Origin of the sequence: Streptomyces sp. NPDC058240, assembly GCF_042882135.1 — a bacterium.
Classification (GTDB): domain Bacteria; phylum Actinomycetota; class Actinomycetes; order Streptomycetales; family Streptomycetaceae; genus Streptomyces.
On sequence record NZ_JBHVWT010000009.1, the window covers coordinates 20,037 to 36,941 of the forward strand.

General features: G+C 70.9%; 15 protein-coding genes and 1 pseudogene. 10 read left to right on the forward strand and 6 right to left on the reverse strand.

Features of this window, described 5'->3' with window-relative positions; translation table 11 throughout:
* Nucleotides 1-182: 182 nt before the first annotated feature.
* Nucleotides 183-3,395, reverse strand: a complete 3,213-nt coding sequence (locus ACFVX4_RS17510; protein ID WP_389978141.1) for a sacsin N-terminal ATP-binding-like domain-containing protein — start codon at nt 3,393-3,395, stop codon at nt 183-185.
* Nucleotides 3,396-3,930: 535 nt separating this feature from the next.
* Nucleotides 3,931-4,866, reverse strand: a complete 936-nt coding sequence (locus tag ACFVX4_RS17515) for a DUF3027 domain-containing protein (protein WP_389977653.1) — start codon at nt 4,864-4,866, stop codon at nt 3,931-3,933.
* Between the two features lie 479 nt (nt 4,867-5,345).
* Between ACFVX4_RS17515 and ACFVX4_RS17520 the strand changes: the two genes are divergently transcribed.
* From ACFVX4_RS17520 to ACFVX4_RS17535, 4 genes are read left to right on the forward strand one after another with little or no spacing between them, the layout of a single operon-like run.
* Nucleotides 5,346-6,761, forward strand: coding sequence for an MFS transporter (locus ACFVX4_RS17520; RefSeq protein WP_389977656.1), 1,416 nt, complete (start codon nt 5,346-5,348; stop codon nt 6,759-6,761).
* Between the two features lie 27 nt (nt 6,762-6,788).
* Entirely contained in the window at nt 6,789-7,268 is a 480-nt protein-coding gene (locus tag ACFVX4_RS17525) for a DUF2771 domain-containing protein (protein WP_389977659.1), read from the forward strand.
* 39 nt (nt 7,269-7,307) lie between these two features.
* A complete protein-coding gene (locus ACFVX4_RS17530; RefSeq protein WP_389977661.1) occupies nt 7,308-8,012 on the forward strand; it encodes a futalosine hydrolase in 705 nt (234 codons plus the stop codon).
* The gene (locus ACFVX4_RS17535; protein ID WP_389977664.1) at nt 7,993-8,865 is read left to right on the forward strand and encodes a 1,4-dihydroxy-6-naphthoate synthase; all 873 of its coding nucleotides are present in this window, start codon (nt 7,993-7,995) and stop codon (nt 8,863-8,865) included. Before ACFVX4_RS17530 ends, ACFVX4_RS17535 begins: the two co-directional genes overlap by 20 nt.
* A gap of 84 nt (nt 8,866-8,949) precedes the next feature.
* Here the strand turns inward: ACFVX4_RS17535 and ACFVX4_RS17540 are convergent, their stop codons facing one another.
* Entirely contained in the window at nt 8,950-9,333 is a 384-nt protein-coding gene (locus ACFVX4_RS17540; protein ID WP_353791736.1) for a cold shock domain-containing protein, read from the reverse strand.
* Between the two features lie 268 nt (nt 9,334-9,601).
* Here ACFVX4_RS17540 and ACFVX4_RS17545 point away from each other — a divergent pair, with 268 nt between their 5' ends.
* The 5 genes and pseudogenes from ACFVX4_RS17545 (at nt 9,602) to ACFVX4_RS17565 (ending at nt 14,406) form a co-directional block, all read left to right on the forward strand.
* Complete coding sequence (locus ACFVX4_RS17545; protein WP_389977667.1) at nt 9,602-9,826, forward strand: hypothetical protein; 225 nt, start codon at nt 9,602-9,604, stop codon at nt 9,824-9,826.
* A 315-nt stretch (nt 9,827-10,141) separates the two neighbouring features.
* Nucleotides 10,142-10,581, forward strand: a pseudogene (locus ACFVX4_RS17550) (DUF6507 family protein).
* On the forward strand, nt 10,544-12,592 hold the full coding sequence (locus ACFVX4_RS17555; RefSeq protein WP_389977670.1) for an EndoU domain-containing protein: 2,049 nt from the start codon (nt 10,544-10,546) through the stop codon (nt 12,590-12,592). The pseudogene ACFVX4_RS17550 and the gene ACFVX4_RS17555 overlap by 38 nt, the downstream one beginning before the upstream one ends.
* Before the next feature lie 5 nt (nt 12,593-12,597).
* The gene (locus ACFVX4_RS17560) at nt 12,598-12,960 is read left to right on the forward strand and encodes a hypothetical protein (RefSeq protein ID WP_389977673.1); all 363 of its coding nucleotides are present in this window, start codon (nt 12,598-12,600) and stop codon (nt 12,958-12,960) included.
* Between the two features lie 54 nt (nt 12,961-13,014).
* Nucleotides 13,015-14,406: a DUF6177 family protein gene (locus tag ACFVX4_RS17565; RefSeq protein ID WP_389977676.1), complete on the forward strand. Its 1,392-nt coding sequence runs from the start codon at nt 13,015-13,017 to the stop codon at nt 14,404-14,406.
* Nucleotides 14,407-14,447: 41 nt separating this feature from the next.
* On the opposite strand, the gene ACFVX4_RS17570 is transcribed toward ACFVX4_RS17565, so the two are convergent.
* Together ACFVX4_RS17570 and ACFVX4_RS17575 are read right to left on the reverse strand one after the other, a co-directional pair.
* On the reverse strand, nt 14,448-14,657 hold the full coding sequence (locus tag ACFVX4_RS17570; RefSeq protein WP_389977679.1) for a DUF397 domain-containing protein: 210 nt from the start codon (nt 14,655-14,657) through the stop codon (nt 14,448-14,450).
* Entirely contained in the window at nt 14,654-15,505 is an 852-nt protein-coding gene (locus ACFVX4_RS17575; protein ID WP_389977682.1) for a helix-turn-helix transcriptional regulator, read from the reverse strand. The genes ACFVX4_RS17570 and ACFVX4_RS17575 overlap by 4 nt, the downstream gene beginning before the upstream one ends.
* 211 nt (nt 15,506-15,716) lie before the next feature.
* Here ACFVX4_RS17575 and ACFVX4_RS17580 point away from each other — a divergent pair, with 211 nt between their 5' ends.
* Nucleotides 15,717-16,151 (forward strand): ATP-binding protein, encoded by a 435-nt coding sequence (locus ACFVX4_RS17580; RefSeq protein ID WP_389977685.1) that lies wholly within the window; start codon nt 15,717-15,719, stop codon nt 16,149-16,151.
* A 15-nt stretch (nt 16,152-16,166) separates the two neighbouring features.
* Here ACFVX4_RS17580 and ACFVX4_RS17585 read toward each other — a convergent pair whose 3' ends face one another.
* Nucleotides 16,167-16,793, reverse strand: a complete 627-nt coding sequence (locus ACFVX4_RS17585; protein ID WP_389977688.1) for an HAD family hydrolase — start codon at nt 16,791-16,793, stop codon at nt 16,167-16,169.
* Nucleotides 16,794-16,905 lie beyond the last annotated feature (112 nt).

Consider the following 16,905-nt stretch of genomic DNA (forward strand, 5'->3'; position numbering starts at 1 on the left):
TCATTCCCCAAGTTGGAGAAGGGGCCCGCGGAACATGACCGCCCGCAGGCCCAAGATCGTCTGCGAAGCCTGATGGCTTCACAGACGAGACCATCCTCAAACGTGAAGGGTTGTGCGGTCATTGGGGATTTCTTGCGGACATTCCATATGCCCGGCCCCGATGTGCATCGGTCGGGGCCCCGTCAGTCGAACCAGCGGTCCCGGGCCAGCTCCTCCGTACGGGACGGATCCTCCAGCAGCGCCGCGACCTCGAAGCGGCGCGGCCACTGCCCCGCCGCCCAGGCCAGGCCCGCCGCGACGCCCTCCAGCGTGGCGGCGTGGACCGTGCCGTCGGGGGCGCGGCGCCAGTCCAGTTCGGCGCCGCCCGCGCGCAGTTCGCCGTGTTCGACGTACGCGTCCGGAGTCCCGGCGCCGAGCAGGGCCCGTACCGCGTCCGGTACGTGATGCTCCTCGCCCTCCGTCGACACCTCCGCCTCGACGCTCTCGCCGAGCCGACGCACCTGGAACAGCTCGGCCAGCTCGGCCGCGCGCGTCGGGGCGACCGGGAGCAGCGGGAGCCCGTCGGTGAGCGGCAGCAGATCGGGGGCGTCCGCGATCACGGCGTCCGCCGCGTCGACGACCCGTACCTCGCCGTCGACCACGGCCCGCAGTTCGTCCGGCAGCGTGACCTGTTCCGGGTCGAGATCGGCCAGGGCCGTGTACAGGGAGTGCAGTTGTACGGGGCCGACCGGGCGGTCCTCGTCCGCGAGCCGGCCGAGGAGCTCGGCGGCGCCGCCCGGCTCGTCCAGCAGGGCGGCCACGGACGTCCGTACGCCGAGGGCGCGCAGCACCTGCGCGTCGTCGAAGCCGGTCGCGTCGGCGGAGTCGTACAGCCCGGCCAGCCGGGGGTCGCCGCCCGCGGCCCGCAGCCCGGCGGGACGGCGGCCGTCGAGCACCGGGTGGTCGCGCAGCCACCAGGCCGTGTAGGGGCGTACCGACTGCGTGGTGCCGTCCGGCAGCAGCACCCGCACCGGCTGGGTCAGCGCGTCGCGCAGCGGCGGCCGGGCGAGCATGGCGAGCGCCTGCGGCCAGGCGTCGTCGTCGACCAGGTCCAGATCGCGGACGGCGACGATCTCGGTGGCGACCGGCGGCACGGGGGTGTCGGGCAGCTGGTCGAGGATGTCCTCGCACCACACGTCCACCGCGTCCAGCAGACCGGCGTCGTCGGGTTCGGCGAAGTCGCCCTCGCGCGGCTCCAGTTCGTCCGGGTCCAGCACCACGTCGGTGGTCCGTACGAGGGCGAAGGTGGCCAGCACGCCGCAGGCGGTGAGCGGCTGCTCGCCCCAGCGGTCGGCCAGCTCCTGGTCGCAGAGCGCCAGTTCGCCCTCCCGCATGATGGCGGCGAACGGGCTCGCGGGCAGCACGAGTTCACCGGCGGGGGCCGGTTCGCCGTCCTCGTCGGGGAGGGCGAGCGCACCGAGCCAGGGCTCGTCGCCGGGTGCCAGTTCGGCGTCCCGGACGAGGGTGAGGACGGTCTCGGCGAGCTCGTCGCCGTCCAGCGCGTCCTCGTCCCAGATCTCGCCCGCGTCCAGCGATCCGGCGACGGCGGCCCGCACCTGCGGGGTCGTCAGCACGGCGCGCGGGGTGGCGGGCAGGGCGCCCAGCTTCTCCAGCAGCGGGTGGGCGGCGTCCGGGTGGGCGACCTTCAGCCCGAGCCGGGCGAGGCGTTCCAGCACCGGCCCGGCAGCTGCGTCGGGGAGCGGGAGCAGGACCTGGCGGGGCCCGATGGTGGTGCGGGGCATGGCCGGGGCCCCGGACCCGGAGTCCGCGGCCTCCGGTGTCCCGGCCAGCGGTACGGGCAGTCCGGAGAGGCGGTCCGGGTCGATGCCGGACAGGCTGTCGTACAGCCGCCGCCACCAGCCGGGGTCGCGTTCCAGACCGGCGAGCCGGTCGATCGCCTCGGTCAGCGGGACCCGGGCGACCTGGAGCGTGCGCAGCTCGCTGCGGCGCTCCAGTCCGGCGGGCAGCAGACACGGCAGGACCTCGGCGAGCACCCGTACCGTCTCGGCGCCGACGCCTTCCAGCACTTCGGCCTCGATGGGCCGCAGCGCCGTGGTGGCCGCCTCGGTGAGGCCGTCCGCCTGCGCGTCCCAGCTGTCCCACCGGACCGCCTCGGCGGTGGTGTCGCGCGGGGCGGCGGGCGCCAGGAACGCGATGCGCGGCAGCCGCTCCAGGATCGCGCCGCGCAGTGCACCGTCCAGTTCGCCCTTGCCGAGCGGCCCCGGTACGAGGTCGATGGTGTCGACGGACACCGGCTGCCAGCCGGCGAGCAGTTCGGCGTACGCGTCGGCGGCGCGCTGCACCAGGAAGTCGGTGAGCGGTCCCGGCGCGAAGTGGCGGCGGGCGGTGTCGAGCGGCAGCGAGGCGATGAGCAACGCGGGGATGCCGAGGGGTTCGTCGGTGGGCGTCGGCGCGTGGACGACCGGGAGGGTGCGGGGGCGCACCGGGGCGCCCTCCGCGTCCACCGGGACCGCCCAGGTGACCGACCAGTGCGGGCGCAGCCGTTCCTCGCGTGGACGGTCGGCGAGCAGGGCGGGCTCGACCGGGCCGTGGTGGGTGACGGTGCGCCAGCGGTTCGTGCCGTGCGCGGAGTCCTCGACGTGGGTGTACGGGCCGTGCTCGGAGCGGCTCAGCGTCCGTACGGAGTCCGGGGTCTCGATCACGATCTCGTCGAGGCCGCGCAGGGTGAGCAGCAGGGCGTCGTCGACCGCGTCGAGCAGCCGGAGCACGAGGTCCTCGGCGCCGCCGTCGCGCAGCGGGAGGACGACGACGGTGTCGTACCCGTCGGGTGCGGTGCCCTCGGCGGGCAGCGGGAGCCGGAGCAGGGGTACGTGGCCGTCGCGGCGGCGCAGTTCGTCGCCGAGGCCGGGGCTGGCGACGGCCGCCCGTGCGGCAAGGTCGCGGGCCTCGGCGAGGGACCAGCGGATGCCGCCGTGCCGGCCGACGACGGCGGGCTCGTCGCTCACCGCGAGCACGGCGGCGAACCCGACGCCGAACCTGCCGACGGCTCCTTCGTGCCCCTCGCGCTTGGCGGAGGCGCGCAGGGTGGAGAGCGACTCCACGCCGGTGGCGTCGAGGGGCGCGCCGGTGTTGGCGGCGGCGAGGACCGCAGGGGTGTCCGGGGTCGCCGGGCGCAGGGTGAGCCGGAGCCGGCCGGGGACCTGTGCGCGGGCGGCGGCGTCGGCGGCGTTCTGGGCCAGCTCGACGACGAGGCGGTCGCGGTAGCCGCCGAGCGCGAGGTCCTCCTCGGCGTTGGCGTCCTCGCGGAACCTGGCGGGGCCGGCGCCCCAGGCGTCGAGCACACCGCGCCGCAGCCGTGCGGTCCCGAACGGATCGGCCCCCTCGGTCGCATTCATGCTCACGCTCTGACTCCGCTCTTTCCGGTTACGCACTGCCCATGCCGCCAAGTGTGCGCCCGAAGGTACCGGGTCCTCGCACCGGACGGGGGCCGCGGAACAGCGCATCGGCCGGTTCAAGCCCTTGACTCCGCCCCTAGGCCGGAGTCCGTCGCGCCGCCCACCACGGCAAGGGTTCCGTCCTCAATCCTCAATCGCCTGACGGGCTGCGATCGCCGGGCGAGCGGGAAATACCCGAACGCGCGGAAAGTCTCCGGGGGCGGGAAAAACCCCGAACGAGCGGAAAATCCCTGAACAGGCGGCAAAATCCCTGGACGGCGGGAAATTCCCTGGACGGGCGGGGAAATTCCCCAGGCGGGCGGGAAAATCCCCGGACAGGCGGCAGAATCAAGCCCGTCCGGCGATTGCGGACTGGGCGGTTCGCCGGGGCGCCCGGCATCCCGCTCAAGCCCGTCCGGCGATTGCGGACGGACCCGGTTCGCCGGAGCAGCCCGCAGCCCGCAGCCCGCAGGAAGCCACACCCCCCGGCCACCGCCTACGAGTGGCCGAGGTCCTCCGTCGGCGCGTCCGGCTCCGCCGGGACCGAGCCTGAGTCCCGGGCCGGCCGCAACGGATACTCGTCCACCTGCATCGTGTCCAGCGCGTGCGGCGCCGGCTTCGGCGGCTTCGGCATCACCGCCGCCTCCGAATGCCCACCGCACCCGTACGCCAGCGACACGACCCGCCCGTCCGCCGGACCGAACTCGTTCGCGCACACCCCGAACGCCTGCTTGAGCGAACCCGCCAGCGGCACCAGGAAGGCACAGCTGACGCACGAGGCCGGCGCCGCCTGGGCCATCGGCGTCTTCGCGCCGAACGCCTCGTCCCACCGGTCGGCCGCCGCATGCAGCCCGTACCGGGACAGCACCCGCGCCCGCCGCATGCCGAGCTCGTCCGCGACCGCCGCGATCGAGCCCCGGCTCGTCGTCGCGGGGCGCGTCGTCAGCTCCGCGTCCTCCACGTCGACGAGGTCGGCCATCTCCTGCGACACCTCGGAAACCGCGGAGTTCGGCGGCGGCTCGTCCTCACCGGTGTAGCCGGGCTCCAGGCGGATGTCGTCCGCCTCGGTGGGCAGCAGATCGCCGGGCCCCATGTCGCCGGGGCGCAGCCGCTCGCTCCACGGCACCCACTCCGGGGCGAGCAGCGCGTCACTGCCGGGCAGCAGCACCGTCTCGTCGAGGGTGACGTACTTCGCGCGGGAGGCCCGAGCGACGGTCACCGCCCAGCGCCAGCCCCGGTAGCCGGGCTCCTTGCACTCGAAGAAGTGCGTGACGACCCGGTCCCCCTCGGAGACCACGGCCACATGTTCACCGACGGCCCCCGGCGCGGCTGCCTCCTCGGCCGCCGCGCGGGCAAGGTCTACCGCCTCGGCGCACAGACGGTCGGGGACAGGGGTACGGGCCGTACGGCTTCGCGTCGTCGCAGCACTCACAGGTCTCGCTTCTCTCCTACGCCAGTCTCACGAGCGCGCCAGCACATCCATCGGTTTCGGCCATGACGGATGCGGGCGGAGCGGACCAGAGGGCCGCGTCGACGTCCACACCCGTTGCTGCCTGCCTCGGGCACACCTTCTGCAACCCATTCTGCGGGATCGCCGAGAGGCGCGCGGCCGAGAACAACCGCCGGTGGCGCGCTACGCACGCTACCCTCTCCGCCGCCCCCCGCCCACCTGCCCGTCCCAAACAAGGCCGTATCCGGTGTCGTGTCCCCGGCGGATCCCCTGCGATTCCGCGGCGAATCCGCTGCGAATCCGCTGCGGAGACCGGCCCTCGGCCGCTCACAAATGGCCACGGCTCCGAGCCGGGCCGGCCCCACCCGGCCTGGGCGGATCACTGGCCCGACAGGGCGGAGTGCACCGCGCCCCGTGCCGATGCCGGTTCGCCGCCACCGGGACTGGGGCACTATGACGAGGTGACTTCCGCCAGGTCGCACGAGGGACCCGGCCCGCTCCGCAGGACGGGCCGGGCGGTCGGACATGCCCTCCACCTGCCGTTCACCGGCACCGCCAGGGGCATCCGGAAGGTGACGCACGCCCATGGCGCCGGGGAGTCCGGGCTCGGCAAACTGATCGAACTGCATGCCGTGAACGGCGCGGGCGACGTGATGATCACGATCGCGCTCGCCTCGACGGTGTTCTTCTCCGTGCCGACGGACGAGGCCCGCGGCCGGGTCGCCCTCTACCTCGCCGTCACCATGGCGCCCTTCACCCTTCTCGCCCCCGTGATCGGCCCGCTCCTGGACCGGCTGCCGCACGGCCGGCGCGCCGCGATGGCCGGTGCGATGCTGGCCCGTGCGGTGCTCGCGCTCACCATGTCGGGCGCGGTCGCCACCGGCGGCCTGGAGCTGTATCCGGCCGCGCTGGGCGTCCTGGTCTGCTCGAAGGCGTACGGGGTCGTGCGCAGCGCGGTGGTGCCGCGTCTGCTGCCACCCCGTTTCTCCCTGGTGAAGGCGAATTCCCGGGTCACCCTGGCCGGGCTGCTGGCGACCGGTGTCGCCGCCCCGATCGGGGCGGGGCTGCAGACCGTCGGGCCCGGCTGGCCGCTGTACGGCGCGTGCGCGATCTTCATCGGCGGGACCGTTCTCGCCTTCACGCTGCCACCCAAGGTCGACTCCTCGAAGGGCGAGCGGAAGGCCCAGCTGGTGCCGCCGCACGGCACGGCGGCCCCCGTCGGGACGAAGGGACCCCGGAGGGGCAGGGCGAGGGGCCGGGAGCGGAACGGCGAGAAGCGGCCCGGTCTGCGGTCCGTGGGCCCGTCCGTGCTGAACGGGCTCCAGGCCAACACCGCCCACCGCGCGCTCTCCGGCTTCCTGATCTTCTTCCTGGCGTTCCTGCTGCGCGAGTACCCGCTCGCCGGGCAGAGCGCCGCCATCTCGCTCGGCATCGTCGGCGTCGCGGCCGGCGTCGGCAACGCGCTCGGTACGGCGGTCGGCTCCTGGCTCCGGGCCCGCGGCCCCGAGGTGATCGTCGCGTCGGTGCTGGCCCTGGCCCTGGGGGTCGCCGTGCTCACCGCGCTCTTCTACAGCACGGTCATGGTCGCCGCGCTCAGCGCCACCGCGGGTTTCACCCAGGCCCTGTCGAAGCTCTCGCTGGACGCGATGATCCAGCGCGACGTGCCGGAAGAGGTGCGCACCTCCGCGTTCGCCCGGTCCGAGACCGTGCTCCAGATGGCCTGGGTGGTCGGCGGCGGCATCGGCATCGCCCTCCCCCTCAACGGCGTACTGGGCATGTCGGTCGCCGCGGGCATCCTCGCCCTCGGTGCCGCAACGTCCGTACGGGGTCTGCTGGGCGCCGCGCGACGCGGCTCGCCGCACCCCCGCGTGGCGTGAGCCGGAGCGACCGATAGCCTTCGGCCCATGACCGTTGCGTTCTTCTCCGGTAAGGGCCGCCGAATCGGCGTCGCTCTTGGTGCCGTGTCCGCGGGACTCCTTGTCCTCTCCGCCTGCGACAAGCCGACGCCGCTCGCGACCGTAACGGTCGGCGGCAACTCGGTGAGCTCCGAGGCGACCTGCTACAACGACGGCAAGCCGCTCAAGAAGTCCGAGTACCAGAGCTGCCTCAACAAGAAGGCGGATAAGTCCGTCGAGGTCGCGATGGACGACAAGGTCCGCTTCGGCGTCGACCCCGAGATCGCGGACAACGGCTGGACCCTGTTCATCAACGGCCAGCAGGCCGAGCAGGAGCCGTACAAGAAGACCTACCGGTCCATCCCGGGCAGCGCCTTCTTCTCCAGCCAGACCGGCGAGACCACGAACAAGACGCAGATCAGCATCGTGGAGACCAAGGGCAAGGAACTGACCGGCGTCTGGCACTTCGAACTGAAGAAGTCCTCCTGACACCCTCTTGACCCCCTCCTGACCTCGGAGGCTTCCCCCGTGCGTGTGCTCGTCGTGACCGCTGTCCCAGCAGAACGGGACGCGGTCACGCGTGCGTTCGGGGACGTTTCCGAGGCGCGGGCGCATCACGTGCCGGGCGCCGAGCTCCACCGCGTGGGGCCCTTCGACGTCCTCGCGGGCGGCGTCGGACCGGCCGCCGCGGCCGGCGCGACGGCCTTCGGTCTCGCCTCCGGGCCGTACGACCTCGTCGTCTCGGCCGGCATCGGCGGCGGATTCGCACCCGTCGCCCCGGTCGGTTCGCTCGTCGTCGCGAGCGGCATCGTCGCCGCCGATCTGGGCGCCGGGACCCCCGAGGGCTTCGTACCCGTCACCGGCCTGGGCTTCGGCCGTGACCACCACTTCCCGCCCCGGTCGCTGTTCCGGGACGTGGCCGCCGCCACCGGCGCGCTCGCCGCCGAGATCCTCACCGTCTCCACCGTGACCGGCACCGCCGAACGCGCCGCCGCCCTGCTCGCCGCGCACCCGGAGGCCGGAGCCGAGGCCATGGAGGGCTTCGGGGTCGCGGAGGCCGCCGACCGCGTCGGCGTGCCCGTCCTGGAGATCAGGGCGGTCTCGAACGCCGTCGGCCCGCGCGACCGGGATGCCTGGCGCATCGGCGACGCGCTGGCCGCGCTCACCGAGGCGTTCGGGAAGCTCGTACCCGTACTGGAAGGTTGGACCCACCATGACCGAAACGACTCCTGACCCGCTGCGGAACCCGCTGCGGATCGCTTTCTCGCCGTGCCCGAACGACACCTTCGTCTTCGACGCCTGGGCACACGGAAGGGTCCCCGGCGCGCCCGCCCTCGATGTCACCTTCGCGGACATCGACATCACCAATGGGATGGCCGAGCGCGGTGAACTCGACGTCCTCAAGGTCTCGTACGCGGTGCTGCCGTGGGTGCTCGACGATTACGCGCTGCTGCCGTGCGGCGGAGCGCTGGGCCGGGGCTGCGGCCCGCTCGTCCTCACGAGGGACGGGGCGGACACGGACCTGACGGGCCGGACCGTCGCCGTACCGAGCGAGCGTTCCACCGCCTATCTGCTGTTCCGCCTCTGGGCGGCCGAGGTGGTGCCGGGCGGTGTCGGCGAGATCGTCGTGATGCCGTTCGACGAGATCATGCCCGCCGTGCGCGACGGGAAGGTGGACGCCGGTCTCGTCATCCACGAGGCCCGGTTCACGTACCAGAACTACGGGCTGCACAACCTCGCCGACATGGGCCGGCACTGGGAGAAGACGACCGGGCTGCCGATCCCGCTCGGCGCGATCATCGCCAAGCGGTCGCTGGGCGCGGACACGCTGAAGCTGCTCGCCGAGTCGGTGCGCACCTCGGTACGGATGGCCTGGGACGACCCGGAGGCGTCCCGGCCGTACGTGCTGGAGCACGCCCAGGAGATGGACCCGGCCGTGGCGGACCAGCACATCGGGCTGTACGTCAACGAGTTCACGGCCGACCTCGGCGAGGACGGCTACGCGGCGATCCGCGGACTGCTGACCCGTGCGGCGGCCGAGGGACTGGTACCGCCCCTCGGCCGCGACGCACTGTCGTTCGTCTGAGCCGCGCGTTCGCCCGAGCCGCGCCCGGGATCACACGTCGATCAGCGGGATCAGATGTCGAGCGGAATCAGACGTCGAGCAGGATCAGACATCCAGCTGGTCGGCGACCGCGCGCAGCAGGCCGCCGATCTGCTTGCCGGCCGCCTTGTCCGGGTACCGGCCGCGCTCCAGCATCGGCGTGATGTTCTCCAGCAGGGTGGTCAGGTCCTGCACGATGGACGCGAGCTCGTCCGGCTTGCGGCGCTGCGCGGCCGCGACGGAGGGGGTCGGGTCCAGGACCGCCACCGAGAGCGCCTGGTCTCCACGCTGACCTGCGACGACCCCGAATTCGACGCGCTGGCCCGGCTTGAGGGCGTCGACGCCGTCGGGGAGCACGGAGGAGTGCACGAAGACGTCGCCGCCGTCGTCGCGGGAGAGGAAGCCGAAGCCCTTCTCGCTGTTGAACCACTTGACCTTGCCAGTCGGCAAAGCACGCACCCCATCTCAACCCGTATGCAACCTGTATGCCGGAACAAAGCCTCAGCAGGTCAGGCTATCCAGTGGTGGTGCTCCCCTGCTGGCAGCAGCCTCCCCAGGGGGAGTACCCCTCGTCAAGCCTGGTCATCCGGACTCTGTCCGGAAACGGCGCTTGCTTCGTGCACCGGTTACCGCGAGGTTGACGGCGGGGTTGACGGCTGGGTTGACCACGGGGTCGGCCGCGGGGTTGTCCGCCGCTGCCGGGAACTACCCTGGCGGGGTGAGTACTACAGCTTCTGGCGCAGGTGACCGGCTGGTCCGGATCGGCGCGATCGTCTTCTTCATCGGCGCACTGTCCACCCTGGCCACGATGGCCCCCCTCTTCCTGGGCACCCACCCGCTTCCGTCCATCGCCTGGTCGCTCTGCATGCTGATGGGCGTCGGCTTCCTGATCGCGGCGGCGGGCGTGATCCGCTCGGTCCGGGCGGGGGCGGCCAAGCGGTAGCGCGGGTCGGACACCCACACCCCTCTTCCCTAGCGCAAACGCCACCCGCCTTTCCGGCCAGTCGTCCGACCACCGCCTCGCGGGGCGGCAGCAGGAGACGGGAAAGGCGGTCCCAGCTGCTCACCCGGCAGCGGGGCACGGTCCCCACGACACTCCGCCACCACGTTGCGTGTCCACTCCAACACGCGTTTGGCTTGAAGTGCGTTGCCACTGCTACGAACCCCCTGATACAGATGAAGATCCTGTCGCCCGTGACACGCATGTCGCCGGGCGCAGTTGACGCAACGTATTGGCCGGGGGACGCAGGGGGACGGCATGACGGGGTGGGACATCAGGCCGAGCGGGGTGGAGTCCGTTCTGTCGTTGGTGGGTCTGGCCGCCGAGGACCTGAGCAAGGGCGTCAGGGGCTACGGCAAGAGCGTGGAGGACGCCGCGCTGCAGGCGGGGACGATCAGCGGACCGTACTGCGGCGAGGCACCGGCGGGACCGGTCGGCGCCGCGGTGGCGAACTTCATCTCGGACACCCAGCAGCAGATCAGGTTCATGGCCGCCCGCACGAAGAAGTCGATGGACGGCACGGTCAAGGCCACACCGAGTACATCGAGGGCGATCTGGCCATGGCCGCCCGCGCCCAGCGCGAGGCAGCGAAGGCCCCGACCCCCGCCGAGATCAGGGCGTCGGGCAGAAGCCCGGCCACCGGGGCGGGGAGTAGCCGACGTGATCGAACCGGGTGGGATACCTCAGTACACCGGTGACTTCGGCCAGTTGGAGAAGACCGCGTCCGGTCTGCGTACGCATGCCACGGGCATCCGGAACGGCGGGAAGGACGTCCATTCCCGCTTCCAGGCGACGGCCGCTTACTACAAGGCGCCCGAGGCCGAGAAGCTGTTCTCCTCGACCCAGCCGGTCATGGACACGGCCGAGGAGTTCGCGGGGAACGTCGAGGCGCTCGCCGATGCCCTGGACACGTTCATCTACGAGGCCAAGCCGCACGCCGACCGGCTCAAGCAGCTGAGGCTGGACGCGATCGACTTCGTCGACGGCGTCCGGGGCGATGACGACTGGACCGAGGACAGGAACAAGACCGACCAGCACCAGGCGTTGATGGACGGCGTGGATGCGGCGCGCGCGGCCTTCCAGGAGGCCGAACGCAACGCGGCCAACAAGATCAACGCGATCAGCCCCGCTGTCTGCCGCCCCGCGTGGATCGTGGACGACGGCACCCACGGGCTCGGCATGTACGGCCAAAACGTCGGCGCGCTCAAGGACATGAAAGACCTGCCGTGGGGCAGCCCCGAAGGGCGTACCTATGAGCGCTGGAGCCTGGAGTGGTGGGGGCACGGGGCCAAGAGCTGGGCGTGGGACGGCCTGGTCAAGGACAGCATCGGGGGCGGTATCGACGGCCTGATCACCCTCGTCGGCTTTCACGGGGGCGAGGCCCGCGACCAGGCCTGGGACGGTCTGCGACGCACTGTCGTCGGAGGCTACGCGCACGGCATGGACCTGTTCGGCCAGGACGAGCACCTGTCCGACTGGCAGCGCGACAGCAAGCCGTACGCGAAGGAGTTCGGCAAGCAGTTCATCGCGTACGACATGGCGAACGAGGATCCCGCTCGCGCCCACGCCGTGCTCTCCTTCAACGTGCTCACCCTCGCCACCGGCCCCTTTGCCGCCGCCGCGAAGCTCGGCAAGGGCGGCACGATCGCGAAGGCCGCCGGCACCATGGCGAAGATCGGCGACGCCCTCGACCCACTCTCCGGCACGTTCAAGGCCGCCAAGGCGCTTTCGGGCCTGCCCAAGGTCTCCCAGGTCCTGGCCAACGTCAGCGACCACCTCCAGATACCGAAGACCAAGTTCCCCGACGGTGCGTTCGACCTCGACAGTCGCTACCGGGTCGACAAGGACGGCAAGTTCGTCCCCCTCGACCCCGACGGCAAACCCAACCTGGATCCGGCCAAGCACGAACCCTCCGCCGCCGAACGGGGCGCCGGCCAACCACACGGTGATCACGAACCGGTCGGCGTCGGAAGCCGCGCGCCCGGAGCGACCGCCCACGCGGGCGACGGCCTGCCGCCGCGCGGCGGCCATGACGCGGGTGGCGGGGGCGGTTCATCACATACAGCAGGCACTGCACGGGACGAGGCAGTGCCTGGTCACGGAATCAGTGATGGCGACCACGGGGCTGATTCCAGGCGTGAAGCCGTTGATCACGACAACGGCACGGAGTCCGGCGACGGCAACGGGCCCGCCGATCCCTCCGGTGCGGGATACCCGGGAGCGTCCACTCGCGATCTCAAAGAATTCACCGACCAGCTCCTGGCTGGGGAGCACCCCCTGTCGGAAGTCCCTCCCTCAGCACGAGGCAAGGTAGCGGAAGAGTTGTCGCGACGCTACGGAGTGCCGAAGGAGGCCATGAACCATGTTCTCTTCGGCGAGGTAAAGGACTTCAAACCACAGGGCTGGCACGCATTCGACGAAGGGATGCCCGATCGAAAAATTACCCCTGATACGATCCGAAAGAATCCCGACAACACCATCAATGCTCAAATAGTAATGCGCGCCGACAACGGGGACTGGCTGCAAAAAGTGAGCACCCAGCATACTTTCTTTCCAGAGCACTGGACGGTGAAGGACATCGCCGAGGTGGCCCGAAAACTGGAAGAGGCACCCTTGAAGAAGGGCAAAGCCAAGATCATGTATGACGGGGTGCGAGTTGTCGGATTGTTCAACAAGGGCAGCATGACTACGTTCTTCCCCGGCGGGTGAGTTAATTGAGTTTTTCAACCAAAGGCCAGTGGTCCTTCTCGTACGACGAAGACGATTTCGTCGTTGCCAACCACCCCGACTTCGACAGCTCCATCAATGAAGCTGTTTCCAATTATTTCGACGACGTGCGCAATATCCACTCCACGGAATGGCTCATGTCGGAGTGGAGGGAGATCGGGAGGCGTTATCCGGAGGAACCCAACGGCGTTTCCTTCAACGCGACCGTGGCAACACTTTCAGGTGCGGGCACAGTGACCATCGAGTCTCAGTATGGCCAATTCGAAACGATCACACTCCCGGAGTCAGAATTTCTCTGCGCTGTTCACGCTTTCCACGAGTTCCTTTCACCTGCCAGAAGTGATGACTGAATCCGGCTCACCAAGCCGAGTCTGCCCCGCTGAACCGCGCTTCAAGAGCAGCACATGACCCAGGACGTCATAGCCCTCACCCCGCAGATGCCCGACACCAGGACGCTGCTGGCCGGGCTCCTCGCCGGCGGTCCCGATCTGCTTGTGAACCGGGCCGGCGACGGGTCCGTCGCCCAGCTGTGCACGGCTGCCGGGCAGGCGCTGGTGTCGCTCGAAGCACCCCGGTACGTCCAAGTGCCGGGCGAGGTGGCCCGGTTGCTCGGGCCGGACGTGCGCGCGGAGTCGCCCGTGTGGTGGACCGAGGCGCGGGCGACCAGTTCTGTGGAGGGGGCCGCGCGGCTGGCCGGGTCCGTCGCCGGGCGGCTGGTCGCCGTGCACGGGGGCGATGTCTGGCCGCGCGAGGCCGGTCACACCGACATCGTGACCGACCTCGCCGACGCCGTCGCGGAAGCGACACCTCTGGGCGTCGACCTGCTCACCGAGAAGGCCGCCGTCGTCATCCAGGGCCGTCCCGTGATCGCTGCCACGACCTGGCTGACCGACGTGGTGCGCAACGCGGCCCGCACCGGACGCGAACTCCAGCTCGTCACCCCGCCCAGCACCCGGCTCACCTGCCCCGCCCGCACGCTGCTGGACGGGCTGCCCTCCCGCTGGGTCGTGAGCGACCCCGAGTGCGGTTACTACGACGGCCTCTCCGGATCCGTACTGCGCTGGCACGAGGGGCGATTCACCCACGCCGCCGACGACAGGCCCCAGGTTGCGGACGCCTTCCGGCCCCGACCCGGCACCGAAGGCGAACGGCAACTGCTGCTCTCCATCCGTACGGTCCACCCCGCCGACGAGCACCTCGTCCTGGGCGGCGCCCTGGAACAGGCCTGGCGCACCCTCACCGGAGCCCCGCCCGCCGGATGGGCAACCGCCGAACCCGTCAGCGTCCCGTGGTCACCACGGCAGTTGACCGACCTGGCCCGCACCCGCGCCCAGCAGTCCCTGCCCACCTGGGCCGTCGCAATCGGCACCCCCGACCACCCGGCGATCGCCACTGTGCGCACCGCCCGCACCCACCTCGGCGTCGAGGAGCACATCACGCTGGCCGTCGGCTACCGCGCCGATCAGAACGCCCCGGTGGCCGCCATGCCCGAACTGGCCGAATCCCTGGCCGCCAGGCACAACCTCGCCACGATGATCGGCCAACTGCGCACCGCACGCGCGGATCTGACCACCCCCGCCCACCACGAGCCACCCCCGGTGCCGCTCTCCTTCACCCTCGGCCCCGACGCCGTGGCCGAGCTCGACGCGGACCGCACACCCTTCGCACCGACCCGGCTCGGCCCTGCCGCCCGGCCTGCCCTGCACTACGCACTCGGCGACGGCACCGACCCCGCCGCCTGGCAACGCCTGCGGCAGATCAACGACCACGTGACCGCCGGCACCGGCGAGGGCTGAATCCCCTCACGAACCGGGTCGGCGGCCGGATGCGGGCGATGTCAGTCCTGGTGGCTGCCCTCCTTGATGGTGCGAACGAGGGCAGCCCACACACCGGGGGTAGTACGGAGTATCGCTTCGGTGGGGTCACTGCTCTCAGTGAGCTTGACGCCGCCGCCGACATCCGTGGCGACATGTACGCACGAGTCACCCTGGGCGCAGTAAGACGACTTCTGCCAATGGTCGTGTGCGGGCATGGGCATTCCTCTCATAGCTGCTGACTGATGCGGTGGATCAGGTCCCGGGTGTCCTGGGGCGACAGTGCGGCGTTCTCAATCCTGCTGAACAGGGTCCGGTAGTTCTGGAGTTGGGTCTCGGCGTCGAGGAACGCGAGGCCGTGGGACTGATCGAGGTGGACGGTGTCCAGTTCGGGGACTGGGCCGTACGCGTAGTAGATGGACTGGCCGGAGCCTGGGACCGCGCCTGCCTTGAACGGGATGACCTGGATGGTGACGTGGTCCTGCTCGCTCATCTCCAGGAGGTGCTGCAGCTGCGCCTGTGCTGCCTTGGGGCCGCCGACTTCGGTGCGGAGCGCGGCCTCGTGAACGAGTGCTTGGTACGAGGTCGGCTCGGCCCCGCACAGCACGGCCTGGCGCTTCGTCCGGAAGGAGACGCGGTGCTCGATGTCCGACGGCAGTAGCTCCGGAACGTGCTGCCGGAAGATCTCCCGCGCATGGTCGGCGCTCTGGAGCAGCCCGGGGATGTGTGCCGTGATCGCGCCGCGTAGCCGTTCTGCATGGTGCTCCAGCTCCGCAAGGTCCAGGAGAGAAGTCGGCAGGAGCTCCTGGTAATCGGACCACCAGCCGCGCTTCCGGTCCTTGACCATGTCGACCAGAGCTTCGATGAAGACGTGGTCGGAGCACTCGTAGTTCTGCGCCATGGTGCGCAGACGCTCGCCGCTCACCCCGAACCTGGCCGTCTCGATGTTGCTCAGCTGGCCCTGGCCGATGCCGTGCACGCGGGCCGCCTCGGTGGCGGTGAGACCGGCACGCTCACGCAATTTGCGCAATTCGGTAGCGATCCGGATGCGCCGACCGGTGGGGGCGGACCTGCCAGCCATGTAACTCCTCCTTTGCGGAGTCGAGTTCGACTCATCACTCACGCGAGGGAATCTGCATGCCGTTTCACACACGCACTGCAAATAGAACTTGCGGAGACCCTATTCTCGGTCTCAGGCCACCCGCCCGGAAGTACCCCGCTCGACGGAGCGGCCTCGTCACCGGGCAACTCGAAGTGCATCCTTCAACTTCCCTCCGTGAACGGAGACTTCCATGGTCAGTGCCACGGTATCCCCGCCCTGGACGTACACCCTCCAACTCCCGCAGGATCCCCGCGCCCCCGGCGTCGCCCGTGCCACCCTCCGCAACGTCCTCCGCGTGCACGGCATGCCCGAACTCACCGAGGTCGCGGAGCTGTTGGCGAGCGAGCTGGTCACCAACGCCTACCTGCACTCCTCGGGGCCGTACTCCCTGCGCCTGCGCGACGCCGGGCGCAGCCGGGTCCGGCTGAGCGTCTGGGACACCGATCCGCACATCCCCGCCCCGTTCCGGTGGGGCGCCCCTGCGCCGGAGGAACTGACCGAACGGGGGCGGGGGTTGTACCTCGTCACGCTCTGCGCGGAGTCCTGGGGCGCGTACCCGATGCGGGGCGGGCTGCCGGGGCAGGGCGGGAGGCTGCTCTGGGCCGAGTGCGCGGCCAAGGCGTAGGCGCCCCCGCAGGCCTCAGCTCGCCGCGTACGTCTCCAGCCACGACGGGAACTCCGTCAAGGACGACAGGACGACGTCCGCCCCCGCCGCCCGGAGCTCCGTCGCGTCGCACGGGCCCGTGGTGACCGCGACCGACAGGGCGCCGGCCGTGCGGGCGCCTCGTACGTCGCCGGTGTGGTCGCCCACGTAGATGTGCGCGCCGTGCTCGCGCAGGGCCTGGCCCTTGGCCTCGGCCCACAGGCCGCCGATGATCGCGTCGGGTTCGATGCCCAGGTGTGCCAGGTGGAGTTCCGCGCTCGGCCGGTGCTTGGCGGTGACGACTATCGTCCGGCCGCCCCGTTCGCGGATCGCCGCGACCGACTCCCGCGCGCCCGGCAGCGCGAGGCTCGGGTCGATGGCGTGTGTGGGGTAGATCTCGCGGTAGCGGTCGGCGGTCGCGGCCACCGCGTCGGCGGGGAACCAGTTCCGCAGCTCTTCGTCGACCGGCGGGCCGAGCCTGCTCACCACCAGGTCGGCGTCGATCGGCGTCCCCGTTTCGGCGGAGAGCGCCAGGTAGGCGGCCTTGATGCCGGGCCGGGTGTCGATGAGCGTCATGTCGAGGTCGAAGCCGACCGTCAGGGGGTGTGAGGGCATGGCATCCATTGTCGTGGGGGTGGGTGGCGTGTCCGTCCCCGGTGCGGCCTTCGGGCCTGAAACGGCGGTGCTTAGACTTAGCCAAGCCTTACCTTTGCACTGTTCTCGCCACTTGTTCTTC